The following is a 26,612-nucleotide window of genomic DNA, read 5'->3' on the forward strand; positions in this document are numbered from 1 at the left end:
TAAAGACCTCTTTAGTTACAATTCGTTATAGATACAATGCACCATGACTGTAAACTCATGACTCACCTAACACACAATTACATAATAAAAGTCGTTGTAACAATATTCAACTAATCACGCTAAAAAAACAATGAGTTTACGATATTAACTCTTTGCTTTCTTTGTAAAAACATAATCAGTTAATTAAAGCTCTGTATATGAATATAATAAACAAATGTAGATAAAACAAATAATTCCTTTATTATCAAACAAATAAAACCTTAACAGGAACCCATTTGTTGATTGCACTTTCTGCAAATATACAGATTAGTTCTATTCATTTAAATAATTAACATTTTTATTAATTTACATAAATTTAACATAGATTCGATTTTAACCATCGACTTTAATTGGAATGATCTCAATAGCAGTGTCGTAACCAATTTCAAATAAAGTCTGCTTCTGTTGGCTATCCATTGTAAAATCAACGGCAGAACAGTCCCCCGTATTGATAATAATCGTATTGTGCCAAAACGCTTCGTTTATATATTCTCTTGAAATTGTAGTCATAAAAGTGCGAATTAGCATAGTGACGTAATTAAAAATTGGAAATAAGCCATCGGTTTTTATTTCATCATATTCATGCTCACCTCTTAGGCGAAAACATAATACAGGTGTACCATTTTTTCCCCAGTCACGATGCAAAGCGTCTTCCGACAATATGCTGCCATCAACCATGAGGTGTTTGCCGAATGATTTAAAGCTAAAAACCAACGGAATAGACATTGAAAACCGTACCGCTTTTGAAACTTTCATTGATGGTGTATTTTCTTTATTGAAAATAACCGGCTTACCACTTTTTACATCTGTTGCGACAACATGAAGTGACTTTTCCATTTCAATAAACGTTTTGCCTTGCAAGTGTTTATCAACCCATTTTTCAAATACATCCCCCGAGCTTAAGCCGCCATTGCGAATAAGTTTAATCAGCGAAAACTCTCTAAATTGATTGTAATTAGTATTAAAAGCAATATCTTTTATTTGCTCGATAGATAAACCTGAGGCATAAAGACTCGCAATAATGCTTCCACCAGAAACGCCAACGATATGGTCATAATCAATACTTAAGTCGTTTAGCGCTTTTAATACACCGATATGCGCTGGTAAACGAGTGCCACCACCCGCCAATATAGGTACAATTTTTTTTGCCATAAAATCTCCTTTTAATCAGCAATAATTATGGTTGAAGTTATGCGTTTTAGCGAAAACTAACTGATGTTAATTTAAGTACTGAGTTAATTGCATTTTTTTCTCAGCCAATAACTCGCCTTAGTGCTTAGCTATAAAGTAAATTAAAGTCACTTACGGGTTTGTATTTTTACCTTGCTAAGCGCAAACTATTATCAAATGATTTATTAAAATGGAAAATGCCTATGCATTACGGAATTTATTTACTCATCGTTTTTAGCTGTTTGTTTTCATCACATAGTTTCGCCGAACTTGCTGACACAGTTGCTAAAATTAAACCCTCTGTCGTTGGCATTGGCGTTCATACACCAACTGGTAGACCGCAAAATAACCTTCAAGGTAGTGGCTTTGTCATAGGTAATGGTCAATACGTCGTTACTAATCATCATGTTTTACCTGAATTACTTGATCCAGCGCTTCGACAAACTATGGCGGTATTTGTTGGTTCAGGTAAAAATGCAAAAGTGAGAAAAGCTGAAATCATTGCTTCATCACAAGAGCACGATTTGGCTTTATTGAAAATTTTTGGAGCGCCACTCCCTGCAATGAAATTAGCCGCTGAAGAATTCATCCGCGAAGGCAGTTATATTGCTTTTACCGGCTTTCCTATTGGCGCGGTACTGGGTTTATACCCTGTAACCCACCGCGGTATCATTGCCAGTATCACGCCGACGATAGTGCCTGCAGCAAATTCCGAACAAATAAGCATAAAAATGCTAAAACGGATGCGAAACCCTTATTTAGTGTATCAACTTGATGCCACCGCATACCCGGGAAACAGCGGTAGTGCGATGTATGACATTAACACGGGTGAAGTGTTAGGGGTGATCAACAAGGTTTTTATTCAGGAAAGTAAAGAAGCAGTAATTTCTAAGCCAAGCGGCATTACCTATGCGATACCGGTCAAATACCTTCACCAACTATTAAAAAAGGCGAAAGTAACCCTATAGGTATCACAATGATAAACGGCTATTCAGCAGTACTTGCGATGCTACTTTGATGCGATTGCTGCTGATATAACTGTGATAAGGGCACCAGTTCTATGTTGTGCTCAGCTAAAAGCGGGATCAGTTTTTTTAGCGCATCTACCGTTTCAGGATGTGGATGCGCAATGGCAATAGCGATATCGTTTTTTGATGCTTTAGCAACCATTTCACTAAACTGTTGCCTGATATAACCTTCATCAAGCTGATTATCTAAAAAGACATGTCTATTTCTTACCGGCACGCCAACATCTAGCGCCGCCTGTTCAGCTTGTGAGCCACTAATCGTTTTACTGTCAAGAAACAGCAATTGATTCTGTTTGAGATAAGACATTGTCCACGCCATGGGCTGATATAACTTCGTCAGTTTGCTGCCCATGTGATTATTAATGCCTAGTGCAAAAGGAATTTCGGTAAAAGCCTTATTTAAGCTTTGATGAATATCTTGCTCATTCATCGACGTTGTTAAGCCGCCAGGACCTAACTTTTTACCATTTTCAGCTTCCATTGGGATATGCAAAAAAATATCACGCGATTTTTCATATCCTTGTAACGCAATTTTTTTCCCATACGGCGTATGAGGTAATACCGAAAAGGTGACCTGATTAGGCAGCTCAAGCACACGGTGATCGGTATAACGATAACCAATATCGTCAATAACAATGGCGACTTTGGCCGCTTGCGCTTCACTTAAAAATAAAACTGAGAAAACAAAAAACAATGAGGGAAAATTACGCATTAACTTGAAGATGTATAAAAAATGAAGTTACAGGGTAACAGTATGTAATGTTAAAAGCATGTAAAAAAGGAATTATTAACCTTGAATTATTTACACCACAAACGCGGGTTAACCGCTTTGCCTTGGTGGCGAATTTCAAAATACAAACCCGAACTTTGTTGGCCACCACTTTGGCCCACCAGCGCAATAGGCTCGCCCGTTTCCACGCGATCACCGACCTTTTTAAGTAAGGCTTGATTATGTCCGTACAAGCTCATATAGCCATTGCCATGATCAATAACCGTCACTAAACCATAACCTTTTAACCAATCAGAAAATAGCACGGTACCGTTATGAATAGTTTTTACTTGGCTACCAACATTAGCGCCAATTAATACGCCCTTCCATTTTAAATAGCCTTGTTTTTTAGTGCCAAATCGATGACGCATTTTACCGTTAACCGGCCAACGTAGCTTGTTGCGTAACTTGGCTAAACCTTTTAAGTCAATTTCAGCTCTTGCCGCTGCGGCAAGCTTTGCTAACGCTGCCACTAGGTTATTTTCTTCAGCCTCAAGTTTTGCTAGCTGTTGCTTGCTCGTAAGTAGCTCTTTTTGCAGTGAAGCAATGGTTTGACTGCGTGCTGTTTTATTGGATTTAAGTGTTTGCTGCTCAGCCGCTTGTTGTTGCTTTAGTTCGTTTAGTTGTTGCTCTTGCTCTTGATGTTGCGTAGTGACTTCTAACAACGCCGTTAAGGTATGTTGAAATTCATCAATATGCTCGATACGTGCTTTATTTAAATAGTCGTAGTAAGTAACAGTGCGCTGTACATTGGCAGGTTGTTCTTGATTGAGAATAAGCTTGAGGTAATCGTGATGACCACTGGCATAAGCCGCTTTTAGTTGCTTAGCTAATAATGCTTCTTGCTTCTGTTTTTCTTTAGTCAATTGCTGTTTTTGCTTAGTTAATTCAATTAACTTTTGTTGCACAACAATTAGTTTTTTTTCAGTGTTATTAATCGATTTTGCGACAGCAGCAATAGCCAGATCATCTTTTTTTAATTGATTTTCCAGTTGTTGCCGCTTTTTACTCACATTTGAAATTGCCAGCTTTTGCTTAGCAATTGCCCGCTTAACATCATTAAGCTGTTGATTATGTTTTTCGCTTGCTTTTGCATCTTGCGCCCATGAAGGCATTGCTAGGAGAGACCATACAAAAAATCCCAGACAATAACTTATGGTGCGCAATATGCTCATTAACAAACTACTTGTTTACTGTCATTAATGTTGAACCTGTCATTTCTTCAGGTTGTTCCATGCCCATTAAATGCAACAAGGTTGGTGAAATGTCACTTAATGCACCAGTTTTGGCAACGGTAGCTTCACGGCCAACATAAATTAATGGCACTGGTTCACAGGTATGTGCAGTGTGTGCTTGCCCTGATACTTCATCTTTCATTTGTTCTGCGTTACCGTGATCTGCGGTGATCAAACACTCACTACCTGTTTTCTCTAATGCAGCAACAACACGACCAATAGCAACATCAACCGCTTCACATGCTTTTACAGCCGCGTCTAGCTTTCCGGTATGACCAACCATGTCACCATTAGGGTAGTTACATACAATTAAGTCATGTTCACCACTTTCAATCGCCGCCACTAATTTGTCTGTTAATAATTGAGAGTTCATTTCTGGCTGAAGATCGTAAGTCGCAACCTGAGGTGACGGAATTAAAATACGCTGTTCACCGTTAAATTCATCTTCTTTACCGCCACTAAAAAAGAAAGTGACATGCGCGTACTTTTCCGTTTCAGAAATACGCAATTGCGTTTTATCATGCTTTTCTAACCATTCGCCCATGACGTTCACTAACGGTTCGGTAGGAAATGCACTAGGTGCGTCAATATCAGCTGCAAATTCGGTTAACATGACAAAGCTTGAAATTTCTGGCGTACGTTTACGAGCAAAACCATCAAATCCAGCGTCAGTAAAACAACGGGTAAATTGACGAGCACGATCAGCGCGGAAGTTCATAAAAATTAACGCATCGCCATCGTTAACCTTAATACGTTCGCCGCCAGCATCAACAATTGCGCTTGCTTGCACAAACTCATCGTTTTCATCGCGTTGGTATGCTGCTGCTAATGCGTCTACCGCATTAGTAAATTCAAAACTAGCGTCGCCATCAACCATTAGGTTGTATGCCGTTTCAACACGTTCCCAACGTTGGTCGCGATCCATGGCATAATAACGGCCAATAATTGAAGCAACTTGACCAACGCCCATTTGGGCAAATTTTTGCTGTGCTTTTTCTAGCGACGCCTTGGCGCTGCGTGGCGGAGTATCACGGCCATCTAAAAACGCATGTAAATAAATTTTAGTAGCGCCACGTTTTTGCGCCAAATCCATCATGGCAAAGATATGCTCTTCATGACTATGCACACCACCTGGTGACATTAATCCAAAAATATGAACAGCGTTATCGCCAGCAACTGCATTATCAACCGACTGACAAAGAGTACTGTTTTCATAAAAATCACCATCATCAATGGATTTGGTAATACGAGTGAAATCTTGATAAACAATACGTCCAGCGCCTAAATTAACATGACCTACTTCAGAGTTACCCATTTGACCTTCAGGTAAACCAACTGCCATGCCTGAGGTTTGAATAAGCATATTAGGGTAGTTAGCGATTAGGTTATCAAGCACAGGCGTATTGGCTTGTGAAATGGCGTTGGCATCTGTATTTTCTCGATATCCCCATCCATCTAGAATAATGAGTACGGTCGATTTTTTGTGTGGCATTACTACTTCCCTTGAGACTTAATTTTGATTATCACGCAAGAGTATATCAACTATAGCGCTTAGTTTTAAATGCTCAATTTATCAATTTATTTTAACTTAGCTATATAGAGAGCCTTGATTAGATTGTGTTATCTAATTAGTAAACGTTATACTGTGTCAAATTTTTCGCTCGTTAGCGCAAACTAACGAGATAACTACAGTATTATTTAAGCGGTACACTATGGAACAATTTACATTATTCGTCAGCAACAATGCAGTACTTAGCGCAGCTTGGGTTGCTATATTTTTGATGATAATATTTACCTCTATCAAAATGAAAATGTCACCTATCAAGCAATTAAGTGCACAAGAGCTCACTTTTTTAGTTAACAGAAAAGACGGATTAGTATTAGACATTCGTGCAGAGAAAGACTTTAAACAAAGTCACATTCTTGATGCAAAACATATTTCACAAGAAAAAATCAACAACAATGACTTCGCTAGCCTTGAAAAGCACAAAGATAAACCCATCATTGTAGTATGCACTGCTGGTATTACTGCTAGCAAAGTCGCAAATCAGCTAAGCAAAGCAGGTTTTAGCCAAGTAAGCTTACTGAAAGGTGGTATGAATTCATGGCTTAACGCCAGCATGCCAGTAGCAAAGAAGTAAGGAATTAATCATGGCAAACGTTGAAATTTATACCAAAGCGACCTGCTTTTTTTGTCACCGAGCAAAAGCATTGCTTGAACAAAAAGGTGTCGACTTTACCGAGTATAAAATTGATGCTCAGCCAGAGTTACGTCCAGAAATGATTGAACGCAGCGGTGGTTATACCGTGCCGCAAATATTTATTAACGACCAGCCTGTTGGCGGTTGCGATGACTTATTTGCCTTACATGCTAAAAACGAGCTCGACTCTCTACTGGTTTAACAAATTAACTTAATGACGCATCCGCTTCTCGTTCAAGTAAAGATGCCTCGCCAAACAATAGGAAATAGATAAATGGCTGACGAAATTCAAAACGGCGCTCAAGAAGGTGCTCAAGGCCCACAATTTGCAATTCAACGTGTTTACACTAAAGATGTTTCTTTTGAAACACCTAACTCTCCTGAAGTTTTCCAAAAAGAATGGAAGCCAGAAGTTAAATTAGACCTAGACACTCGTTCAGCAAAATTAGCAGACAATACTTATGAAGTTGTATTATCAGTAACTGTTACTGCTGAAATTGAAGGTAAAACTGCATTTTTAGCGGAAGTACAACAAGCGGGTATCTTCACTATTGGTAACCTACCAGAAGCGCAGTTAGCACACACCATTGGTGCATTTTGCCCAACAACCTTATTCCCATACGCTCGTGAAACAGTTGCTAACTTAGTTAACCGTGGTTCATTCCCACAATTAAACTTAGCGCCAGTTAACTTTGAAGCATTATTCGCTTCTTACGTTCAACAAAGAGCCGCTGAAGAACAGCAAACTCAAACTAGCACAGAAACTCACTAGTCAATGTCAAACTGTTCGGCAAAAATTACGGTATTAGGTGCGGGGTCTTATGGCACCGCTCTAGCTATTTGTTTAGCACGTAATAATAACAGTACCATATTGTGGGGACGCGATAGCCAACACGTTGCTAATATGGCAGCGCAGCGCAGCAATGACAGGTACTTACCTGATTGCCAATTCCCGGAAAAACTGCAGCTTGAAGCAGATTTAGCTACAGCGGTAACTGCTAGCGATATTATTCTAGTGGTTGTGCCTAGCCATGCATTTGGCGACATGTTGATGCAAATTAAACCTCACTTAAAAGCACATGCGAAAGTTGCATGGGCAACAAAAGGTTTAGATCATGAATCGGGTCGTTTATTGCAAGATGTCGCTCGAGAAATATTGGGGGAGCAAGTCAGCTTAGCCGTATTATCGGGGCCAACATTTGCCAAAGAAATGGCTGCTGGTTTACCTACCGCGATTTCACTTTCATCAACCGATGACAGTTTTGTCGGCGAAATATCTGATTTACTGCACTGCGAAAAAGCGTTTCGCGTATACAGTAATAACGACTTTATTGGTGTACAACTTGGTGGCGCAGTTAAAAATGTAATTGCCATTGGCGCAGGTATGGCCGACGGCATAGGTTTTGGTGCTAATGCAAGAACTGCACTTATCACCCGTGGTTTAGCCGAAATGACACGTTTAGGCAGCGCCCTAGGCGCAGAGCCTGAAACTTTTATGGGTATGGCAGGCTTAGGTGATTTAGTACTAACCTGTACTGATAATCAGTCACGTAATCGACGCTTTGGCTTAGCGCTAGGTAATGGCATTAGTGTTGAACAGGCAATGACAGATATTGGACAAGTTGTTGAAGGCTATCGTAATACCAAAGAAGTTCACATGTTAGCGCAACGCATGAATGTTGAAATGCCCATCGTTGAACAGGTATATCAAGTTTTATACTGCAACAAAAATGCAAAATTAGCTGCGGCTGATTTGCTTTCTCGCGAGCGTAAATACGAATAACAGTATTTTTTGTCATGTTCAAAAAAGCCAAACAGTTAAATTGTTTGGCTTTTTTTTAGCTTTTAGCTTTTGGCTTTTAGCTTGTAACTTGTAACTATGACAGACGGCTAACTATACCGAACCAGCAAAACCAAATTGACGCCAAGCTTCATAAACAATAACCGCGGTTGCATTAGATAAGTTCATACTACGGCTATCTTTTAACATCGGAATTCTAATTTTGTCTTGATCAGGAATTTGATCGCGTACTGAATCAGGCAACCCCGCCGTTTCTGAGCCAAACAGTACATAGTCACCTTCTTTAAAAGTGACGTCACCGTAATAGTTGGTCGCTTTGGTGGTGATCGCTAAAATTCTATTTGGTTGCTCGTTGGCAACAAAATCTTCAAAGCTTTTGTGTTTTTTGGTTGCAGCAAATTCATGGTAATCAAGCCCTGCTCGGCGCAATTTTTTGTCATCAAAGTCAAACCCTAGTGGCTCGATTAAATGCAAGCGAAAGCCTGAATTTGCGCACAAACGAATAATATTACCTGTATTAGGTGGGATCTGTGGTTGAAATAAAACAACGTCTAACATGAAATCTAACTCAAATTCTGTCCAAAATAACTAAGGCGATATTGTACCTTACTTTGCGCTAAGTTAACTATTTTCATTTATCCTCAAGTAAAAAAGGCTACAATAAGCCCTAACGCGTAGGCGTTATACCATTTTCTTATTTTACCGATAAATTGATAAAACATGAGCCAAGAGCAATTAAAAACATCGACCAATAGTCAGCATGAAAATTACATTTTTCTCGTTCGTTTAGCCGCAATCGCCGCATCAGGCACAGCATTGCTACTAGTTATCTTAAAACTTTATGCCTGGTTTGTTAGTGACGCAAGTTCAATGCTCGCCTCTGCCACCGACTCCATGCTCGATTTATTTGCATCGATTACCAATGTTATTATTCTGCGTTACGCCCTAGCCCCAGCCGATGACGATCATCGTTTTGGCCATGGCAAAGCAGAAAGCCTGGCAGGTCTTGCTCAGTCAGCCTTCGTATTAGGCTCGGCATTTTTATTAATTATTAACGGCATTGAACGCATTCATACACCTAAAGTTATTGAACATAGCGCTATAGGTATTTGGGTCAGTGTTATCGCTATCGCCTTAACCTTGTTGTTGGTATTGCTGCAAAAGTGGGTTATCAAAAAAACCGACTCAGTTGCCATTGGCGCAGACGCTCTGCATTATCAGTCAGATTTATTACTCAATTTAGGGGTATTAATCGCGCTATTTTTAAGTCAAGGCACTTGGCTATATGCTGATGGTATTTTCACGGTTGGGGTCGGTATTTTTCTGCTCTCCGGCGCAAGTAAAATTATCTGGATGAGTGTTGATCATTTAATGGATAAAGAACTTAATATTGACGAACTTAACACCATAGAAAAAATCGTTTTAAGCAATAAAGATGCGCTAGGTATTCATGAGCTGCGCACACGAAAAGCTGGTGCACAACGCTTTATTCAGTTCCATTTAGAGTTAGATGATTCATTATTATTAATTGATGCGCACAAAATTGGCGATGCGATAGAACAGGAATTAATGGCAGCCTTTTCGCCATGCGAGGTTTTTATTCACCATGATCCAAGCTCTGTGGTACCTGAAGAGCTTAAATATAAGGGCAAAAATAACTAAATATATGCCTGAAAAGCTAATGCTTGTTAAACCACTTAAACACTTGTCTAAGTGCATGTTGACGTAATACATCTTTTTCAAACAATATTTCATGTTGCCCACCATGAATAACGGTGGGTTCACCTTTAGGGCAAGAGTTGGCATTTTGCTGATGAAGCTGCTGGCAAAAGTCATCCTGCGCGTTATTATCAACAATAACGTCTTCACTGCCTTGCAACACCATAATAGGTGTCGTTAATTTGGCTAAGTTGTTGAATATTTTTAGGCGAACTTTTTCAGCTTCAATCAGCCATTTTATCGTAACACCACCCAATTGTAGGCTCGGGATCTGCCGATAAAGATCAAGAAATTGTTGATAACGCACTTGTGATTGCATCAAATGATTTCGCTTAAACGGTGTCGCTTTATAATTGCCTTGGCCTAAAAAATACCACCTAGTTTTACTAAACATGCGGTTAACTTTATCAAGAAACTTAACCGCACCATTGGCAATATTGTGAGGAATTAATCCGCTATTAATCGCGATCATAGGTGAGGAGAGTACTGCCGCTTGCACTTTATCAGGATAGGTTTGCATAAATCGACAAGCAATAGCGCCTCCCATGGAGTGCGCTAAGATGTAGGGTTTATGCTGGTGCTCGCTAACAACATAATGTTCAACAAAATAATTTAAATCGGCAACATAATCATCAAACGATTCAACATAGCCCTTGTGTGGGTTAGGTAGCATTCGTCCCGACAAACCTTGGCCGCGATGGTCAAGAATAAAGACATTAAATTGCTGTTGATGAAATTCGTAAGCGAGCTCTTTGTATTTTAAATAGCTCTCGACTCGCCCCGGCACAATCACGACTGTTTTTTCAAACTGAGCAAAGCTAAACTGGCAAAAGTTAATTCGAAGCTGATCTTTGCCAACAAATTCAGAAAAGGTTCCCTGACGCCAAAAACGACTAATTGCATTATCACTACCAGATAACAACAACTGTTCGTTAGTAAACAACTTGTCCTTTGTCATGAATTCTCACCTTCCATAGTTTTTATCTTTAAATTATCAAATAGTTAACGGTAGTTCTATAGTTACCGTCAAGCCTTTTTCACTATTATTTTTTGCGCTAATGGTGCCTTGATGGGCAACAATGGCCTGTTTGGCAATAGCCAAGCCTAACCCCGTACCACCTGTTTTTCTATCTCGCGCGTCTGCAACCCGATAAAAAGGTTCAAATAACTGATTGATGTTCTGCTCTGGAACACCAGGACCAGTATCGATGACTTTAATCAATAAACGCTGTGCGATGACTTCTACTGTGCAGCTTATCGAGCTATTTTCAGGGCTATATTTTACGGCGTTGGTTAACACGTTATTAATCGCACTCGTTAACAACTGCACATCTACCGACAAACTGCCTTCAACATTCAAATTAAAATGAATAACGATATGCTTATTATCAGCAATAAATTGCGTATCTTGAATAATAGGTTCGAGTAATGTTTTTATATCAATTGTTTCAACATTCAGCGCATATAGTGAATTTTCTAATTTCGACAACGACAATACGTTAGCAATCATTTGGTCTAAACGCTCTACTTCCATTTCACAACGCAGTAAGTATTTAATCAGCTCATCAGGTTTGCTTGACGATTTTTGCGCTAAACCTAATGCCAATTGCAGTCGTGTCATTGGCGAACGCAATTCATGGGAAACATCGGCAATCAGCCGTTGTTGTGCTGACATGCTTGACTGAAGCTTTTCCGCCATCAAATTAAAGCTGGTCGCTAAACTGCCTAATTCATCGCTACGAGCGCTGTCACGCTCTACACGCACCGTTAAATCACCGTCGCCTAATTGCGTTGCCGCATTTTGAATTCGACGCAATGGCTTATTTAAGGTGCGCGCTAAGAACCAACACAACACGAAACTAATAAATAATGGCACCATTAACCTTAACCAAGCAGGTAACTTCATAAATTTACGGGCAATACTCGGAGATGGCGCTCTACCGGTATAGAAAAGTTGATATTCTTTATTATTAAAAGATACCATTTTAGGGCCGGTAATTCTTCCAAATGCTAACCGAATGGTTTTCATTTCGTTGTCGAAATCGTTTTTAGCAATGTAGTCTGCAAACGGTGTTATTTTTTCACGCACATTCGACACCACTTTACCGGTGAGCATATCTTTAATGACAATCGCATCGCCATACCTGCGCGGGGAAAACATGACAAAACGTTTGATATTATTGGGGCGAGCATTGAGTAAATGCGTTTCTATTTGCTCTAACTGCTTGGCATCGCCACGGTAAAGACTTAAGCGAGTGGATGACTTATTCAGTTGATTAGTTATTGCAATAGTGGCGATAACAGAGGTAATTGTGATCAGCCAAAACCACAAAAATAACTTAACGTTAATCGACATAAAGCCTGATAAAAAACCGCGCGCCATTACAAGTCTCCAGAAAGGAAGATATATCCTGCCCCGCGGATAGTTTTAAATTTGTCGCTTGGGCTTAATGGCAAAAGTTTGCGGCGAATATTACTGATATGCATATCGATACTACGATCAAAAGCCGTTAACTTTCTACCAAGCACTTCTTCAGACAATAATTCTTTAGTGACAATTTGACCTGTTTTAGACATAAGCACATGTAAAAGTTGATATTCAGTCCCCGTTAATTCAACATCCTGCTGATGGCAGCTGACCTCTCGCGTTGCATGATTTAACACCACATGATTAACTTCTAAAAGCGACGACTCTTCTTTGTTATGCTTAACAATATCAATTCGGCGCAAGATGGCTTTAATACGAGCTAATAATTCACGGTGTTGAAATGGCTTAGCAAGGTAATCATCCGCACCTAACTCTAGCCCTAAAATTCGATCGGTTTCATCGCCACGTGCTGTTAACATTAAAATAGGGGTTTTATGATGCCCGCCGAGCGCTTTTAATACTTCAAAACCATTCAGCTCAGGCATCATTACATCTAATAAAATAAGATCAATATTGTCACTATAGGCGGTTTCTAATCCAGAAACGCCATCATAACAAGCACTGACTTCAAAACCTTCGCTGACCAAATACTCAGACAGTAACTCGACCAGTTCGTGATCATCGTCTATTAATAAAATATGTTGTGGTTTCATGGTGCCAATACCTCGTGTTTAGGCGCGTTTGAAGCTATTACTAACTGTATCATAAGGCATGTCTTTTTCTACCAAGAATAATTTACACAAGCTTTACACTGCTTTGCGTTTCTTTGCTTATATTTCTCTATAGTAACTATATGGCTATTAAGTGACCTTCCCCTTACGTGACTTAATATCATATCAAACACAGTTTCATTGTTGAGGAGCAAGAAATGAGTATTATTAAAGCAAGTAAGTTAAAGCCGTTAGTTATTGCCCTATCTACGAGTGCAATTTTATTAACATCGACTATCTCAATCGCTGAAAGTGATATGCGCGGTATGCGTGACGGTGCCCATCATCACCATGGTCACGAGCTAAAACGTATGTCAAAAGCACTAGATCTTACTGACGAACAGCGCACTCAGATAAAAGATATCCTGAGCCGCGCCAAAGAAACAAGAGAAGCAAGTAAAGCTGAAAACCAAGCAACAAAAGAAGCCTTTAAACTGTCGATGAAAGCGATTATGGAAGCAGAAGAGTTTAACGAAAGTGATTTTGTTAATTTACACCAAGAAAATCAGCAGACCTTTTTAGCCGCTAAAGTTGAAAAAGCTAAAGTTAAGCATGCTGTGTTACAAGTGCTTACGCAAGAGCAAAAAGACAAGTGGATGAAGATAAAAAGTAAATTCAAAAAACGTGGCAATAAGCACAGAACGCTTTAATAAATCGTTTGCTTAGTGAGTTAAGCTAAAAGAGAATATTTTAGACATTTTACTTTCTACGGCTTTGTCATTCTCTTTAGCCGGTATAAAACGCCATTTAGACATGGCGTTTTTTACTGAGCTTTTGAAATAGCTCATTTTGTTTTTTCGTTCAAAGAAAATATCCTTCACTTTACCATTGGTATCTATGGTGAAGCTTACAAAAATATCTAACTCAATGCCTCGACGTTTTGCCGCTGACGGATATTTTGGATCTACCGACTTAATTAATGTCGCTTTGCTTTTTTGATAAGCCACAGGCGTATTTGAATATTCTTGATTAGCAATAACCGTGTTTTCAGGTTCGCTATTAAAACTAAGGTAATTATTCTGTACGGCGCTTTGCTTGAGTGGCTCTGCTGCTATAACGTCATCTGCCGGAACATCTTCAGAAAGTGATGCAATTTGCAGTGCATAAGGGTTGTTCACTACTGAGTTGTTATTTGAAGAGTTAGTGCGCTCAAAAGCAGATTCAACCTTTGACGGTGTCTCACTTGGTATATGTTCTGTTATTGAAAAAGATTCATTTTTAGCGATAGCTGGTTCAACAACCACTTTCTCGGTAGTCGACTCATCAATAACCGCTTTGACTGTTGTTGGTTGATAAGCTACCACGTCTTTTTGCTGTAACTCAGCCGCTGATGGGTTTTGACGAGGAAGCACAATATCATTGTCAACCGCAGCGTTATTTTCCGATAAATACTCTTTAGCCAAAGACTCGCTATCGTTACTAATTACTACAGTCGGTGCTAGCACCGTATCTTGTTCAAGTAAATTTTGTGCAATCGATGTTTGCGATAATTGCTGCTCAGTTTGATAACTTGAGACATCACGGCTTATGCTTTCAGGCTTAAATAAAAGCTGGCCTGAGTTAAAGTCATACATAGGTAAGTGAATAAATTGGCTCAAGGCAACCAAAGCTAAGGTGGCAATAATTGCTACCGATGTTAATAGTTTTGCCGTTTGATTTTCATTTACGCAATGATGGTGATCGATCAAACGCAATACTCGTTGTTTTAAGTCGCCACCCGAGGCAGCCATAGCAATTGATGGAATTGTATGTGCGCGGTGTTTTTTACAATGACTGGCGGTATCTGCAAGCGTATGAGCATAAGCAACAGGGTTTCCACAATGATGCACGGCAATATCGTCACTACAATATTCACGCTCATTACGCATTTTTTTAGCCACCCAATGCACGCAAGGGTGAAAAAACAGCAAGGTTTCTACTAGCGTTTGTAAAAAATTAACCAAATAGTCATGGCGTCGAATGTGTGCCAACTCGTGCAAAATTAACATATCGAGCTGAGCAGGCGTCAATCCTGAAAGCATACTCGCAGGAATAATAACAACAGGTTTTAACCAACCAATTGCCATTGGCACTTTCACTTTTAGCGAGATTAATAAACGTGGTGTCTTGGTAATTTTTAATTGCTGGCTAAACTCAACAAAGCGCTGTTGCAGCTGTTCATTGGTTGGCACTATGCCATGCTTAGGTAATTGATGAACGTTGTATAGCTCAAGCAATAATTTGCTTACCAATAACAAAACCACCGCAAGCCAAGCAAGACTTATATAAGGCGCAAACTCTAATAAACTATGCGACCATGCATTGCTCATATCCGTTGAAATGCCTAATACCGAATGTTCTACGGCGAGAAATTCAAGCGGATTAAGCTGTTGCAGAGAATGAGGTTGATAAATCCAGAAAAACGTTGATATCGGCATTAAAAAGTGCGCAAGCATGGCAACAGATGAAGCCAAATACCGAGCTTGAGCTTTTTGATGAGGAATAATGGCAAGCACACACTTTAATACGAGCGCAACCATGCAGCCTTGCCACACAAAGTGCATCAAGGTTAAGGCTAAACTGTATAAAAGTGGACTACTTAAAAAATTTTCCAGCATCAATATTTCGCTTTACACTAGGCCTGTTTTTCTAATTTATTTAACAATTGACGAATATCTTCAATTTCTTCTTTACTGGTTGAATCGCCAATAGCACGCATCACCAGTTTAGACGTTGAACCGCCAAACGCTTTTGCGGCTAAGTCTTTCAATAACGACGACTGAGTCGATACTTCACTGTTCGCAGGAGAGTATACATGAGCACGATTAGTTTCATCTCGTGTTACCAGTGTTTTGTCGTGCATAATTTGTAATATTTTTAATACGGTTGTATAACCGGTACTTTGTGTTTCACTGACTGCATCATGAATTTGCCTTACCGTTGCAGGTCCTATTTTCCATAAAACGTTCAACAGCGACAATTCAGCTTCAGTAGGTTTTTGTCTCGAACTTTCACGAGCCATATAATTACTTCCTTAACAATAAAACAACTAACTAGAGTTAGCGCCAGAATAAAGAGTTACGAATAACATCGTATCTTGTGAAGATAAAATGAGCAACACTTTATTACAGCAGTTAAACAGGATGATTACATTTTTATGATGTTTACACCAATAACTCGCTTTTATTGGAGCAACAAATAAGCTTAAGAGTAGTCGCACTTATTGATTTCTGAAGGAGATATATACCTAGAATAAGTCGTTGATAAAAATCAAATTACAACAATGATTTTCGCGCTAATTCGGGGAAATTAGTAAAAATACCATCAACTCCTATCAGCTGACAAAAGGCAATATCTTGGGGTTTATCTACCGTATACACATTTACGGTTAAACCACGTTGATGGGCATCGTCGACTAGGCCTTGGTTTAAACATTCAATTGCAAGATTTAGGCTATTCAAGGCTAATTTTTCGGTAAACGCGGCGTAATCTATCGGGCAACACGCAATAAGCGCGGCCGTTTTAATCTCAGGTATTACCGACTTTGTCGCGACAAGTAAGTGATGATTAAAGGCAGAGATTACAAATTGCTCAAGTGAAAAATGATGTTGCGCTATTGCTTGGTGAATTTGCTTCGCCAAAGCTTGCACAAGATGGGCAAGTTGGTCTGGTTTTGTGGTGGTATCTTTTAATTCAATATTCACCACACAGCGCCCGTGGATAAAAGACAGGGCTTGATTTAGGGTAATAATTTGTTGGTTATTACCCGCATCTAAATTTTGCAGCTGAGCCAAAGAGAACTGATCAAAATGCCCTTTGCCATCGGTTGTTTCTTCTAAGTAAACATCATGACGAACAATAAATTCACCACTGTGATGGTAAAAAACGTCAAACTCTATCGCATCGGCTTGTTGTTTAATTGCATGCTCAAACGCCAGAAGGGTATTTTCTGGATACTCGCCACTGGCACCTCGATGAGCAATAATATGCATAATAACTACAACGGCTTATTCAGCGCCGCTTTCATTAGTTTTAGCAGAACATAAGTCAGCATAATGCTCACCTAAACGGGTCACGGTTTCAGGACCAGCAGTTTCATTAAATTTAATCATGCTTGGCGCAAACGTTGATACAACGGTAGAGCCTAACTTAAAGCGCCCCATTTCATCACCTTTTTCAAAGGTAACTGCGCCAACACCCGTTGCTGGATATTGCCATCTAAAAATATCTTTACCCGCAGGCGGTGTGATGGTGCCAGCCCACGTTGTTTCTATACTTGCTACAATTGTCGCACCAACCAATACCATCGCCATTTCACCATGTGCAGTATCAAAAATAGCAACAACACGTTCATTGCGGGCAAATAAATCTGGCACGTTATTGGCGGTTAATGGATTCACCGAAAAAAGCTCGCCAGGTACGTAAATCATTTCACGTAACGTTGCTGCCATCGGCATATGAATGCGGTGATAATCTTTTGGCGCTAAATAAATGCAAGAGAAGCTACCGCCTTGAAATGGCTTTGCTGTTGCTTCGTCGCCACCAAGTAAACTGGTCAAACTATAATTGAACCCTTTCGCTTGAATAAGCTGCCCGTCGACAATATCGCCTTGCTGACTAATTGCGCCATCCACTGGGTAACATAATGCATTTTCATCTGGGTCAATGGTACGTGCACCTTCTTCTAATTCTCGGGTAAAAAAATCATTAAAGGTTTTAAAGTCGCTGGCGTTTTTTAACTTAGCTTCCGCCATATTAATGCCGTAAGCTTTAATGAAAGCAGAAATAAGTTTAGTGGTTAACCAACCGGCTTCTGCTGCTGCTAACTTACCAACTAAACGTGAAATTGCATGCTTTGGCATTATATATTGCAAAGCAATTTTTACTTTATCGAGTGACACTAAAGGTTCCTTACACTACTTATTAATTAATTTAATGATTAAACCGCGAGGTTAACTTGTTGCCATCTAAACTGGCTAATATTCGTTGAAAACTGGCTAAACGTTCAGCGCGTATTTTACCTTGCTCACTAGCTTCAACTAACGCACAACCAGGGTCGGTTTGATGTTTGCAATCGCGAAATTTACAGCCGCCCAAGTAATCAGCAAACTCAATAAAGCCGCGATAGACTTGCTCTGGTGTTAAATGCCACAAGCCAAACTCACGAATACCAGGCGAGTCAATTAAGTCGCCGCCATCACTAAAATGATATAAACGCGCTACTGTGGTGGTATGCTGCCCTAAGCCTGAATTTTCAGAAACTTCTTGAGTAAGCAAACCTAATTCTGGCATTAAACTATTCACCAAAGTCGACTTACCAACCCCTGACTGACCCACAAAAATGCTGGTGTGATCGCTTAACTGCGCTCGCACATCATCAATGCCCTGTGCAGTTTTGCTGCTAGCATAAATAATTTTGTAACCAATATCGCGATAAATTTGTAACTGTTTCTCTATTTCGGCTTTTACCGCCTCATCAAGCAAATCAACTTTGTTTAACAATAATACTGGCGTGATACCGGTTTGCTCGGCAGCAACTAGGTAACGGTCAATAATATCGGCATTAAAAACGGGTAATACAGACGAGACAATAATAATTTGGCTTATATTAGCCGCAATAGGTTTCACGCCGTCATAAACATCAGGGCGAGACAATACGGAGTCACGTTCATGCACCGCTTCAATCACGCCACGAATACTATGCTCGGTTTCTTTTCCTAAACGCCACAGCACTTTATCACCACAGACAAGTGATTTTACTGAACGTCTAAGGTTACAGCGATAACAGGTTCCATCTTGCGCTTCAACGTCTGCATGCTGACCAAACCGGCTAATAACAACACCGCTTTGTGCTTCACCGAGTTCATCATCTTGCCAATGCACTTGATCGGCTTTATTGCGCAGTTTTTTGTCTTGATTGGCTTTAATTCGCCGTGCCTGACCTTTAGTCAGCTTTTTAGTTTTAGCCACGAGCTTGTTTCATTTTATTTTGCTTAAATTTGATAAAGATTTTTTAACAACATTAATTGTCACGTAGTATACTGTTTAATTAAGGTTTCATCTAATTTTGTCTTCTTTTAATGGCACTATAGTGAAAATTTCGAACAACAAAGAAAAAGTTAAGGTGACTAAAGGTTAATTATGGCGTGTAGCGATTCAAATTTGATTTGGCTTGATCTGGAGATGACAGGCCTAGAACCACAAACGGATGTGATTTTGGAAATCGCGACCATTGTTACTGATAGTCAACTCAATATTCTGGCCGAAGGTCCTGTGTTTGCTATTAAACATGCTGATGAAGTGCTCGATAATATGAGCCCTTGGTGCATCGAACATCACGGCAAATCGGGTTTAACCGAACGTTGCAAAAAAAGCACAACCACTCTCGCGCAAGCGACTGAAGAAACCATACGCTTTGTTGAGCAATATGTACCTAAAGGTGTCTCGCCGATGTGCGGCAACAGCATTGGCCAAGATCGCCGTTTCATTAATAAATACATGCCAGACTTTGAAGACTACTTTCATTACCGCAACCTCGATGTCAGCACAGTTAAAGAACTTGCCCGTCGCTGGAAACCTGAGGTTTTAGCAAAAGTTGAAAAAACAGGTGCACATTTAGCCCTTGATGATATTCGCGAGTCGATTGCCGAATTAAAGGTCTATCAGGCACACTTTTTTAACGTATAAGCGGGTAATAAGCTTACTATTCACACAAAAAACTTGCAGGTCTGACCAGTTTAGATAGAATGATTTAATCACTAAATAATCTGAGAGTACCATGGCAAATCGATTTTCACGTGCTGTGGCAGGTATACACCGCCTGCCTAAATCAATACAACCTTATTTGTTAACTAAGCTTTTTTGTTCACAGGTAAAGTACGCCAAAACATCAAAAATTAAGCTTTATGCTGTAAGCAACCATAAAGTTGAGCTGGGCGTAAAAAACGTTAAACGCGTGCAAAATCACATTGGTGGTGTACATGCCATTGCGGCAGCATTGCTTGCGGAATCAGCCAGTGGCATTGTTTTTGGTATGAACGTGCCTGACAATAAATTACCGCTGTTAAAATCGATGAAAATTGAATATCAACGCCGCATGCAAGGTGATCTAAAAGCCATTGCTACGATTGATGACAGTGGTATTCAAGCCATTGAACAAGATGAAAAAGGTAGCTTTTTTGTTGAAGTGAAGATCTTCGACGAAACTGGCGAACAACCCATAGTATGTGAAATGGACTGGGCGTGGGTAACAAAGCGCACTAAAAGCTAAACCCAGCTACGAAAGTTCAACAAACACATCAACAAAAAGGATCACACATGAAAAAAATCGCCATTTTTGTTGATGTGCAAAACATTTACTACACCACGCGCGACGCATTCGGCAAACAATTTAACTACCGTAAACTTTGGCAAAAACTAAGTGAACAGGGAGATATTGTTTTAGCAAATGCCTACGCAATTCAGCGCAGTGACGACCAGCAACATAAATTTCAAAAAGCGCTCAAACATATTGGCTTTAACGTTAAGCTAAAACCTTTTATTCAACGAAGAGACGGCAGCGCAAAAGGTGACTGGGACGTTGGTATTACCATTGATATGCTCGACGCCGCCAAAGACGCTGAATACATTGTATTGTTATCAGGCGATGGCGACTTTGATTTATTACTCAGTAAAATGCGAAACAACTATGGCGCGACAACACATGTTTATGGTGTAAGAAGCCTCACCGCACAAGCGCTAATTAATGCCGCAGATTACTATAGCGCAATAGATGAAGAATTATTGTTGTAGCTATTACTTAGCTTAATTCAATTTAAAATTTTAACATTACACTATCCATCTCATATTTCCTTTCCGACTTAATTGAAACAAATTTGAAACACACCGTTTGTTTTGAAATACTAAGCAAGGTATTTGTCTGTTAACTCAACAATAAATACCTTCTATACTTAAAAAATAAAAAATGACTTTTAACCAGCCCAACCTTTTCCTTTGGAGATAGGCATGAGTTCAAGCGACGACAATAAAAACGATATCGTAGTGAGCAATAACGAGCACACTGTGGTGGTTGAAAGCCAAGCAGCAGAAGACAAAACTGCGGCAACTAGTAAAGGTTCGTCGAATGCCTCATCGCAAATGCAACTGCTCGGTTTAGCCAAGCAATTTAGCCTCGACGGACAATTCCTTCCGCCTGAAAAACAAATTCCAATTGAAGATAGAGCACGAAAACGCGATCGCTTAAATCATTTGCGCCATCAACAAAACCTAGAACGTATTATTCAAAAGGCAGTTGGTCTAAGCTCAGATAGTCAAGTACCTGATAGAACCGACCAAGACTGGTTTGATCGTTTCCTATCGCTTGCAGAGAGCATTAGCAATAAAACCATGCAAGATTTATGGGCGAGAATATTAGCCAAAGAAATTGCCAGCCCAGGTTCATTTTCGTTAAAGGCATTAAAAACATTTCGCGAATTAAGCATTCAAGATGCGAAGTTATTAGCTAAAGTGGCTAAGTTTACCGTGCGTGATAAAGCGCGAAAAAATTTAAGAATACTTTCTGGTAGCTATCAAACACCCAATTTATTCAACTTTTTCAGTAAAAGTCGTCAGCATAAAATTAACCTCAATCAATATGGGTTAAGTTATAGCGACTTACTAAACCTTGATGACAATCACTTATTATTTATTCAAGAAGCTGAGTCTAGCGTATTAGCTAAAGGCGAGGTACTGACCTTTAGTTACAACGGCTTGGCACTTAGTTTATCAGCTAAAAAGGCCGATAGCGTTTTATGTTTTTATAAATTTACACCGGTTGGCGTTGAGTTAATGAACTTAATTGGTGATAAAGCTGACGAAGATTTTTATCAGTCATTAAAGCGTGAATTGAGCACCCATTTTAACTGTGAAAGCTAAGGGAATAGACAAAATAAGCAAGGAAGTTAGAAAACCATTACCAAAGTAATGATTTTCTCATAACATCAATAAATAGTTGTTATCGCAATGAAGGTTTAAATACCATCACCGTCAGTATGCAAGCCACATTCACGCTGCATACCTGAGAAACGCGTTTCACTTTCATCCATTCCTAATTCTAATGGGCGTGTGCTGTGCACATCACCCACCGACACGTAACCGTGATCCCATAATGGGTGGTACGGCAGGTTGTGTTTGGTTAGATATTGATGAACGTCACGATTACTCCAATCAATAATGGGGTGTACTTTAAAGCGACCACGTAAAATGCTCACCACAGACAAACCTTCTCTGTGGCTAGATTGTTGACGACGTACACCTGAAAACCAAGTGCTCGCTTCAAGTTCATTCAAACCACGTTCTAACGGCTCAACTTTGTTACGACGATTATAGGCTTTAAGCTCATCTTCACCTTTGGCCCATTCTTCACCGTATTTAGCACGTTGCCATGCAGCACTTTCTTTTGCGCTAAATACGTGTAAATTCAAGTCTAAACGCTCTGTTAACTGCTCAATAAACTGGTATGTTTCTGGAAATAAATGTCCCGTGTCGGTTAACAACACCGGAATATTTTTATCCACTTGCGTTAACATATGCAACATAACCGCTGATTGAATGCCAAAACTTGACGACAATACAAATTGCGCAGGCAAATTTTCCATCGCCCATTCGACACGGGCGGTGGCAGTTTCTTTTTCAAGTAATTCATTCCACTGATTCAACCAAGGTTTTGGTAATGAAGCAGGAAAGCGGTTATTAATTGCTGGTTTAGTCATGAAAATCTCGCTTACTGACTTTAATTTCGCGCACAATTTCTTTGCGAACTACGTAGTCACCAAAGGCTTCACCTTCACGGCGACCACTAACCCAATGCGCAACTAAGCCGTCAATTTCTTTGAGGATAGTTTTCTCGTCTATATTTTCTTTGAAAAGTGCTGGTATGCGGGTACCTGCAAGGTTACCACCTAAATACATGTTGTACTTACCAGGGCCTTTACCTACTAAGCCAATTTCAGCCAACATCGCACGGCCACAGCCATTTGGACAACCGGTAACCCGTAGAATAATCGACTCATCTTGCATGTAGTATTTTTCAAAAATCTTTTCAACGTCAGTTACTAAACCTGGTAAATAGCGCTCAGCTTCTGCCATCGCTAATGGACAGGTAGGAAAGGCTACACACGCCATTGAGTTTTTACGTTGTTCGCTAACGCCGTCGTCTAATAAACCGTACTCTCGCGCCAGTTGTTCGATTTGCGCTTTGTCTTCTTCAGCAACACCCGCAATAATCAAGTTTTGATTTGCGGTCATGCGGAAGTCACCTTTATGTACTTTAGCGATTTCCGCAACACCGGTTTTCAGTGGCTTATTTGGGAAATCTAAAAGTCGACCATTTTCAATAAATAGCGCTAAATGATGCTTGCCATCAAAACCTTCAACCCAACCTAAACGGTCGCCACGGTCGGTAAATTCATACGGACGGCTTTCTTCAAAAGCAATGCCCGCACGTTTTTCAACTTCGGCTTTAAACGTATCAATGCCAACACGATCTAAGGTGTATTTAGTTTTTGCGTTTTTACGGTTGACTCGGTTACCCCAATCACGTTGTGTCGTCACAACAGCCGCCGCTACGTCTAAAACATTGGCTAATGGCACAAAACCAAAATCGTCAGCACGACGTGGATAGGTTGATTTATCACCGTGTGTCATGGCTAAGCCACCACCCACAAGAACGTTAAAACCAACTAATTTGCCGTTATCTGCAATGGCAACAAAGTTAAGGTCATTGGCATGTACATCAACATCGTTTTGCGGCGGAATAACTACCGTGGTTTTAAATTTACGTGGTAAGTAGTTGCTGCCTAAAATTGGCTCTTCAGTGCTTTCAGCTTTCTCACCATTTAACCAAATTTCAGCATACGCTTTAGTTTTAGGTAGTAAGTGCTCACTGATTTTCTTCGCCCATTCGTAAGCTTCTAAATGCAGTTCAGATTCAACCGGGTTAGTGGTACATAACACGTTACGGTTAACGTCACCAGCGGTCGCGATAGAGTCAATACCAATGCTGTTAAGCGTTTGGTGCATTAACTTAATGTTTGGCTTTAATACGCCGTGAAACTGAAACGTTTGACGGGTAGTTAAACGAATGCTGCCATACATGGTTTTGTCAGCGGCAAATTTATCAATCGCTAACCACTGTTTTGGCGTAATAATACCGCCAGGCATACGGGCACGTAACATCACGTTATGTAATGGTTCTAATTTTTGCTTAGTACGCTCACCACGAATGTCACGATCATCTTGCTGATACATGCCGTGAAAACGAATAAGCTGGAAGTTATCAGCGGTAAAACCACCCGTTACAGGGTCGCTTAAGTCTTGCTCAATAGTGCCACGCAAAAAATTACTTTCACGCTTTAAACGTTCGTTATCAGCAAGCTTACCTTCAACAACCAATGGGCCGTTTTGATCATTCGTAGTAGTCATTAGTATACGTCCTTCTGATAACGCTTGGCGTTACGTAAATCTTTTAAATATTGCTGTGCGTCTTCGCTGCTTAACTTGCCTTGCTCTTCAATAATGGTAAGTAAGGTGCTTTCAACATCTTTTGCCATGCGGCTCATGTCCCCACAAATATAGAAATGCGCGCCACGCTCTAACCAAGCAAAAACTTCTGCGGCATTTTCACGCAAACGATCTTGTACATAAATTTTCTCAGCTTGGTCACGAGAGAAAGCCAAATCAATTTTGGTTAATAAACCTGAAGCTAAATACGCTTGCCATTCCACTTGATATAGGAAATCTTGAGTGAAGGTTTGATCGCCAAACAATAACCAGTTATCACCTTCAGCGCCTTGTGCTTCACGCTCTTGCATGAAAGCTCTAAACGGTGCAACACCTGTACCAGGACCCACCATGATCACTGGCGTATTGCCATCGCTTGGCAGACGGAAGTTATCGTTATGCTCAATAAATACTTTAACAGTGTCGCCATCTTCTAAACGTTGACCTAAGAAACCAGACGCACCACCAACACGCGTTTGTTCGCCTGCTTGGTAAGATACTAAACCAACGGTTAAGTGGACTTCTTCGTCAACTTCCGCTTGGCTTGACGCAATTGAATATAAACGCGGGGTAATTTTACGTAGGCTATCAACAAATTCTTGTGCGCTAACCGTTGCAGGAGCCGCTTTGACTACGTCAACCACTTGATGATTAGCTGCGTATTCACGCGCTGCGTTTTTATCTTCAGCTAACGCTAATAATTCTTTGTTTTGAGATTTTTCAGCCCAAAAAGTAATGAAGTTAACCGCTGTTTGGGTAATTTCAAATTTCTCGATAAGCGCTTGGCTTAGTGAAAGTTTTTCACCTGAGGCGTCAATTTCATCTTCAGCTGATAAACCAAGTGCCGCAATTAATTCTTCAACAAGGGCGCTGTCGTTTTCAAACCACACACCTAAAGCATCACCTGCTTGATAAGTAATACCAGAGTCGCCTAAGTCAATTTCTACATGACGAACATCTTTGGCTGAATCGCGACCGGTAATTTTTTGACTAACGCTTAACTCAGCTGCATACGGATTTTGCTTAGTAAAGCTTGCAGCAACACCTGAAGCCGCTAAGCTAACCACTGGCGCAGCAGCTTCTTTGGCAGCAACTAAATCTTTTGCTTTTTCGATAATCTCATCAGACCAAGCTTTAGCGGCGTCTTCATAATCAACGTCACAATCAACACGAGGAGCAATCGCTGTTGCGCCAAGTTTGGTTAGGTATTGATCAAAGTCTTTACCGGTTTGGCAGTAGTATTCGTAGCTGGTATCACCAAGGGCTAAAACACTGTATTGCAAGTCATTCAGTTTAGGTGCTTTTTTCGACGCTAAAAACTCATGCAAGGCAATGGCGTCATCAGGCGGCTCGCCTTCACCATTGGTACTGGTCACAATTAATAGGTGAGTGACATTTTTAATGCTTTTTGGCTTGAATTGCCCCATGCCTTTTAATTCAACCATAATGCCGGCCGCTTCAGCTTGCTCAGCTAACGCTTTGGCTACGCCTTTAGCATTACCGGTTTGTGAACCGTAAAGTATGGTTAAGGTAGATGCAGGTTGTGCAGCAGCGGCTGTAGGTAATACAGCGACTGAAGATCCTTCACTTTTTGCTGCTAAATAGCCACTTGCCCACGCAAGTTGCAGCGGAGTATAACTACCGATAGTTTCTTTTAACGACGCCAATTGGTTTGCGTCTAACATTGTTTGATTCAAATTTTGCTGATCCGGCAACATAAGGTCAACTCGCCCATTTCAAATTAATGCAGCAAGGATAGCGGCTGATCATAAAAATTAAAAAGAATAGAAAACGCCTTTTTATTCAAAAAAAGAATATAGAAAGCTGTATTAAACAAATGCCAATATATTAGGAAAGAAGAACAAGCAAGCTATTGATACACCGCAATAGGTGTAATTATATCTATATCATCAAGTTAGCTCTTATTCGCTACGACTAAAAGGCACATCTTCAACAAGAAAATTCGCCAAATTGAAACGAGTTTAAGGCTAAATA

27 protein-coding genes are annotated in these 26,612 nt (G+C 40.1%); 11 read left to right on the plus strand and 16 right to left on the minus strand.

All coding sequences use genetic code 11. The features are described from left to right. Positions 1–372: 372 nt before the first annotated feature. Complete coding sequence (locus ACRRSQ_RS06880) at positions 373–1,191, minus strand: patatin-like phospholipase family protein (RefSeq protein ID WP_440874973.1); 819 nt, start codon at positions 1,189–1,191, stop codon at positions 373–375. 221 nt (positions 1,192–1,412) lie between these two features. Here ACRRSQ_RS06880 and ACRRSQ_RS06885 point away from each other — a divergent pair, with 221 nt between their 5' ends. Next, positions 1,413–2,177, plus strand: coding sequence for a S1 family peptidase (locus ACRRSQ_RS06885; protein ID WP_440874974.1), 765 nt, complete (start codon positions 1,413–1,415; stop codon positions 2,175–2,177). 19 nt (positions 2,178–2,196) lie between these two features. Here the strand turns inward: ACRRSQ_RS06885 and ACRRSQ_RS06890 are convergent, their stop codons facing one another. From ACRRSQ_RS06890 to gpmI, 3 genes are all read right to left on the minus strand, one after another. Next, complete coding sequence (locus tag ACRRSQ_RS06890; protein ID WP_440874975.1) at positions 2,197–2,949, minus strand: divergent polysaccharide deacetylase family protein; 753 nt, start codon at positions 2,947–2,949, stop codon at positions 2,197–2,199. 86 nt (positions 2,950–3,035) lie between these two features. Then, positions 3,036–4,121 carry a murein hydrolase activator EnvC family protein gene (locus ACRRSQ_RS06895; protein ID WP_440874976.1) on the minus strand — a complete coding sequence of 362 codons (1,086 nt, stop codon included), beginning with the start codon at positions 4,119–4,121 and terminating at the stop codon, positions 3,036–3,038. Positions 4,122–4,188: 67 nt separating this feature from the next. Beyond that, on the minus strand, positions 4,189–5,733 hold the full coding sequence (gene gpmI / locus ACRRSQ_RS06900; protein WP_440874977.1) for a 2,3-bisphosphoglycerate-independent phosphoglycerate mutase: 1,545 nt from the start codon (positions 5,731–5,733) through the stop codon (positions 4,189–4,191). A 220-nt stretch (positions 5,734–5,953) separates the two neighbouring features. On the opposite strand from gpmI, the gene ACRRSQ_RS06905 reads away from it, so the two are divergent. The 4 genes from ACRRSQ_RS06905 to gpsA all read left to right on the plus strand — a co-directional run bounded on the left by ACRRSQ_RS06905 (position 5,954) and on the right by gpsA (position 8,225). After that, positions 5,954–6,382 carry a rhodanese-like domain-containing protein gene (locus ACRRSQ_RS06905; protein WP_440874978.1) on the plus strand — a complete coding sequence of 143 codons (429 nt, stop codon included), beginning with the start codon at positions 5,954–5,956 and terminating at the stop codon, positions 6,380–6,382. Between the two features lie 10 nt (positions 6,383–6,392). After that, positions 6,393–6,644 (plus strand): glutaredoxin 3, encoded by a 252-nt coding sequence (gene grxC, locus ACRRSQ_RS06910; protein ID WP_440874979.1) that lies wholly within the window; start codon positions 6,393–6,395, stop codon positions 6,642–6,644. 72 nt (positions 6,645–6,716) lie between these two features. Further along, a complete protein-coding gene (gene secB, locus ACRRSQ_RS06915; RefSeq protein WP_440874980.1) occupies positions 6,717–7,214 on the plus strand; it encodes a protein-export chaperone SecB in 498 nt (165 codons plus the stop codon). A gap of 3 nt (positions 7,215–7,217) precedes the next feature. Continuing rightward, the gene (gpsA, locus tag ACRRSQ_RS06920; protein ID WP_440874981.1) at positions 7,218–8,225 is read left to right on the plus strand and encodes an NAD(P)H-dependent glycerol-3-phosphate dehydrogenase; all 1,008 of its coding nucleotides are present in this window, start codon (positions 7,218–7,220) and stop codon (positions 8,223–8,225) included. A 111-nt stretch (positions 8,226–8,336) separates the two neighbouring features. Here gpsA and trmL read toward each other — a convergent pair whose 3' ends face one another. Further along, positions 8,337–8,801, minus strand: coding sequence for a tRNA (uridine(34)/cytosine(34)/5-carboxymethylaminomethyluridine(34)-2'-O)-methyltransferase TrmL (gene trmL / locus ACRRSQ_RS06925; RefSeq protein ID WP_440874982.1), 465 nt, complete (start codon positions 8,799–8,801; stop codon positions 8,337–8,339). A 162-nt stretch (positions 8,802–8,963) separates the two neighbouring features. Here trmL and ACRRSQ_RS06930 point away from each other — a divergent pair, with 162 nt between their 5' ends. Beyond that, entirely contained in the window at positions 8,964–9,905 is a 942-nt protein-coding gene (locus tag ACRRSQ_RS06930) for a cation diffusion facilitator family transporter (RefSeq protein WP_440874983.1), read from the plus strand. Positions 9,906–9,921: 16 nt separating this feature from the next. Here ACRRSQ_RS06930 and ACRRSQ_RS06935 read toward each other — a convergent pair whose 3' ends face one another. Genes ACRRSQ_RS06935 through ACRRSQ_RS06945 form a run of 3 tightly spaced genes read right to left on the minus strand, consistent with a single transcriptional unit; the run spans position 9,922 to position 13,043 of the window. After that, the gene (locus ACRRSQ_RS06935) at positions 9,922–10,920 is read right to left on the minus strand and encodes an alpha/beta fold hydrolase (protein ID WP_440874984.1); all 999 of its coding nucleotides are present in this window, start codon (positions 10,918–10,920) and stop codon (positions 9,922–9,924) included. Between the two features lie 36 nt (positions 10,921–10,956). Next, the gene (locus ACRRSQ_RS06940) at positions 10,957–12,345 is read right to left on the minus strand and encodes an ATP-binding protein (RefSeq protein WP_440874985.1); all 1,389 of its coding nucleotides are present in this window, start codon (positions 12,343–12,345) and stop codon (positions 10,957–10,959) included. After that, positions 12,345–13,043: a response regulator gene (locus ACRRSQ_RS06945; protein WP_440874986.1), complete on the minus strand. Its 699-nt coding sequence runs from the start codon at positions 13,041–13,043 to the stop codon at positions 12,345–12,347. Before ACRRSQ_RS06945 ends, ACRRSQ_RS06940 begins: the two co-directional genes overlap by 1 nt. Positions 13,044–13,258: 215 nt before the next feature. On the opposite strand from ACRRSQ_RS06945, the gene ACRRSQ_RS06950 reads away from it, so the two are divergent. Beyond that, on the plus strand, positions 13,259–13,750 hold the full coding sequence (locus ACRRSQ_RS06950) for a Spy/CpxP family protein refolding chaperone (protein ID WP_440874987.1): 492 nt from the start codon (positions 13,259–13,261) through the stop codon (positions 13,748–13,750). A gap of 12 nt (positions 13,751–13,762) precedes the next feature. Here the strand turns inward: ACRRSQ_RS06950 and ACRRSQ_RS06955 are convergent, their stop codons facing one another. The 5 genes from ACRRSQ_RS06955 to rsgA form a co-directional block, all read right to left on the minus strand. Next, positions 13,763–15,697 carry a M56 family metallopeptidase gene (locus ACRRSQ_RS06955; RefSeq protein WP_440874988.1) on the minus strand — a complete coding sequence of 645 codons (1,935 nt, stop codon included), beginning with the start codon at positions 15,695–15,697 and terminating at the stop codon, positions 13,763–13,765. 17 nt (positions 15,698–15,714) lie between these two features. Then, positions 15,715–16,101 (minus strand): BlaI/MecI/CopY family transcriptional regulator, encoded by a 387-nt coding sequence (locus ACRRSQ_RS06960; RefSeq protein ID WP_440874989.1) that lies wholly within the window; start codon positions 16,099–16,101, stop codon positions 15,715–15,717. Between the two features lie 253 nt (positions 16,102–16,354). Beyond that, positions 16,355–17,071 carry a glycerophosphodiester phosphodiesterase gene (locus ACRRSQ_RS06965; RefSeq protein WP_440874990.1) on the minus strand — a complete coding sequence of 239 codons (717 nt, stop codon included), beginning with the start codon at positions 17,069–17,071 and terminating at the stop codon, positions 16,355–16,357. 15 nt (positions 17,072–17,086) lie between these two features. Then, positions 17,087–17,941, minus strand: a complete 855-nt coding sequence (gene asd / locus ACRRSQ_RS06970) for an archaetidylserine decarboxylase (protein ID WP_440875311.1) — start codon at positions 17,939–17,941, stop codon at positions 17,087–17,089. A 70-nt stretch (positions 17,942–18,011) separates the two neighbouring features. Continuing rightward, positions 18,012–19,049, minus strand: a complete 1,038-nt coding sequence (rsgA, locus tag ACRRSQ_RS06975) for a small ribosomal subunit biogenesis GTPase RsgA (protein WP_440874991.1) — start codon at positions 19,047–19,049, stop codon at positions 18,012–18,014. 171 nt (positions 19,050–19,220) lie between these two features. Between rsgA and orn the strand changes: the two genes are divergently transcribed. The 4 genes from orn (at position 19,221) to ACRRSQ_RS06995 (ending at position 21,992) form a co-directional block, all read left to right on the plus strand. Next, positions 19,221–19,766 (plus strand): oligoribonuclease, encoded by a 546-nt coding sequence (gene orn / locus ACRRSQ_RS06980; protein WP_440874992.1) that lies wholly within the window; start codon positions 19,221–19,223, stop codon positions 19,764–19,766. Between the two features lie 91 nt (positions 19,767–19,857). Then, positions 19,858–20,349 (plus strand): DUF4442 domain-containing protein, encoded by a 492-nt coding sequence (locus ACRRSQ_RS06985; protein WP_440874993.1) that lies wholly within the window; start codon positions 19,858–19,860, stop codon positions 20,347–20,349. A gap of 47 nt (positions 20,350–20,396) precedes the next feature. Beyond that, positions 20,397–20,870 carry an NYN domain-containing protein gene (locus tag ACRRSQ_RS06990; protein ID WP_440874994.1) on the plus strand — a complete coding sequence of 158 codons (474 nt, stop codon included), beginning with the start codon at positions 20,397–20,399 and terminating at the stop codon, positions 20,868–20,870. 213 nt (positions 20,871–21,083) lie between these two features. Beyond that, positions 21,084–21,992 (plus strand): TIGR03899 family protein, encoded by a 909-nt coding sequence (locus tag ACRRSQ_RS06995; RefSeq protein ID WP_440874995.1) that lies wholly within the window; start codon positions 21,084–21,086, stop codon positions 21,990–21,992. A 95-nt stretch (positions 21,993–22,087) separates the two neighbouring features. Here ACRRSQ_RS06995 and ACRRSQ_RS07000 read toward each other — a convergent pair whose 3' ends face one another. The 3 genes from ACRRSQ_RS07000 to ACRRSQ_RS07010 are packed head-to-tail and all read right to left on the minus strand — an operon-like array spanning position 22,088 to position 26,302. Then, positions 22,088–22,828: a phosphoadenylyl-sulfate reductase gene (locus ACRRSQ_RS07000; protein WP_440874996.1), complete on the minus strand. Its 741-nt coding sequence runs from the start codon at positions 22,826–22,828 to the stop codon at positions 22,088–22,090. After that, complete coding sequence (cysI, locus tag ACRRSQ_RS07005) at positions 22,821–24,539, minus strand: assimilatory sulfite reductase (NADPH) hemoprotein subunit (RefSeq protein WP_440874997.1); 1,719 nt, start codon at positions 24,537–24,539, stop codon at positions 22,821–22,823. The genes ACRRSQ_RS07000 and cysI overlap by 8 nt, the downstream gene beginning before the upstream one ends. Continuing rightward, positions 24,539–26,302 (minus strand): assimilatory sulfite reductase (NADPH) flavoprotein subunit, encoded by a 1,764-nt coding sequence (locus ACRRSQ_RS07010; RefSeq protein ID WP_440874998.1) that lies wholly within the window; start codon positions 26,300–26,302, stop codon positions 24,539–24,541. The genes cysI and ACRRSQ_RS07010 overlap by 1 nt, the downstream gene beginning before the upstream one ends. Between the last annotated feature and the right edge of the window lie 310 nt (positions 26,303–26,612).

This window comes from Thalassotalea sp. PLHSN55 (assembly GCF_052030545.1).
GTDB lineage: Bacteria > Pseudomonadota > Gammaproteobacteria > Enterobacterales > Alteromonadaceae > CANMXU01.

Bases quoted from the DNA above. Each gene is read 5' to 3' on its own strand.
- ACRRSQ_RS06885 (WP_440874974.1), top strand. From the start codon at position 1,413: ATGCATTACGGAATTTATTTACTCATCGTTTTTAGCTGTTTGTTTTCA.
- gpsA (WP_440874981.1), top strand. From the start codon at position 7,218: ATGTCAAACTGTTCGGCAAAAATTACGGTATTAGGTGCGGGGTCTTAT.
- ACRRSQ_RS06945 (WP_440874986.1), bottom strand. From the start codon at position 13,043: ATGAAACCACAACATATTTTATTAATAGACGATGATCACGAACTGGTC.
- ACRRSQ_RS06935 (WP_440874984.1), bottom strand. From the start codon at position 10,920: ATGACAAAGGACAAGTTGTTTACTAACGAACAGTTGTTGTTATCTGGT.
- ACRRSQ_RS06960 (WP_440874989.1), bottom strand. From the start codon at position 16,101: ATGGCTCGTGAAAGTTCGAGACAAAAACCTACTGAAGCTGAATTGTCG.
- secB (WP_440874980.1), top strand. From the start codon at position 6,717: ATGGCTGACGAAATTCAAAACGGCGCTCAAGAAGGTGCTCAAGGCCCA.
- asd (WP_440875311.1), bottom strand. From the start codon at position 17,941: ATGCCAAAGCATGCAATTTCACGTTTAGTTGGTAAGTTAGCAGCAGCA.
- ACRRSQ_RS06990 (WP_440874994.1), top strand. From the start codon at position 20,397: ATGAAAAAAATCGCCATTTTTGTTGATGTGCAAAACATTTACTACACC.
- ACRRSQ_RS06895 (WP_440874976.1), bottom strand. From the start codon at position 4,121: ATGCCTTCATGGGCGCAAGATGCAAAAGCAAGCGAAAAACATAATCAA.
- ACRRSQ_RS06985 (WP_440874993.1), top strand. From the start codon at position 19,858: ATGGCAAATCGATTTTCACGTGCTGTGGCAGGTATACACCGCCTGCCT.
- ACRRSQ_RS06940 (WP_440874985.1), bottom strand. From the start codon at position 12,345: ATGGCGCGCGGTTTTTTATCAGGCTTTATGTCGATTAACGTTAAGTTA.
- ACRRSQ_RS06995 (WP_440874995.1), top strand. From the start codon at position 21,084: ATGAGTTCAAGCGACGACAATAAAAACGATATCGTAGTGAGCAATAAC.
- grxC (WP_440874979.1), top strand. From the start codon at position 6,393: ATGGCAAACGTTGAAATTTATACCAAAGCGACCTGCTTTTTTTGTCAC.
- ACRRSQ_RS06930 (WP_440874983.1), top strand. From the start codon at position 8,964: ATGAGCCAAGAGCAATTAAAAACATCGACCAATAGTCAGCATGAAAAT.
- ACRRSQ_RS06965 (WP_440874990.1), bottom strand. From the start codon at position 17,071: ATGCATATTATTGCTCATCGAGGTGCCAGTGGCGAGTATCCAGAAAAT.
- ACRRSQ_RS07000 (WP_440874996.1), bottom strand. From the start codon at position 22,828: ATGACTAAACCAGCAATTAATAACCGCTTTCCTGCTTCATTACCAAAA.
- ACRRSQ_RS06950 (WP_440874987.1), top strand. From the start codon at position 13,259: ATGAGTATTATTAAAGCAAGTAAGTTAAAGCCGTTAGTTATTGCCCTA.
- ACRRSQ_RS06905 (WP_440874978.1), top strand. From the start codon at position 5,954: ATGGAACAATTTACATTATTCGTCAGCAACAATGCAGTACTTAGCGCA.
- cysI (WP_440874997.1), bottom strand. From the start codon at position 24,539: ATGACTACTACGAATGATCAAAACGGCCCATTGGTTGTTGAAGGTAAG.
- ACRRSQ_RS07010 (WP_440874998.1), bottom strand. From the start codon at position 26,302: ATGTTAGACGCAAACCAATTGGCGTCGTTAAAAGAAACTATCGGTAGT.
- gpmI (WP_440874977.1), bottom strand. From the start codon at position 5,733: ATGCCACACAAAAAATCGACCGTACTCATTATTCTAGATGGATGGGGA.
- ACRRSQ_RS06890 (WP_440874975.1), bottom strand. From the start codon at position 2,949: ATGCGTAATTTTCCCTCATTGTTTTTTGTTTTCTCAGTTTTATTTTTA.
- trmL (WP_440874982.1), bottom strand. From the start codon at position 8,801: ATGTTAGACGTTGTTTTATTTCAACCACAGATCCCACCTAATACAGGT.
- ACRRSQ_RS06955 (WP_440874988.1), bottom strand. From the start codon at position 15,697: ATGCTGGAAAATTTTTTAAGTAGTCCACTTTTATACAGTTTAGCCTTA.
- orn (WP_440874992.1), top strand. From the start codon at position 19,221: ATGGCGTGTAGCGATTCAAATTTGATTTGGCTTGATCTGGAGATGACA.
- ACRRSQ_RS06880 (WP_440874973.1), bottom strand. From the start codon at position 1,191: ATGGCAAAAAAAATTGTACCTATATTGGCGGGTGGTGGCACTCGTTTA.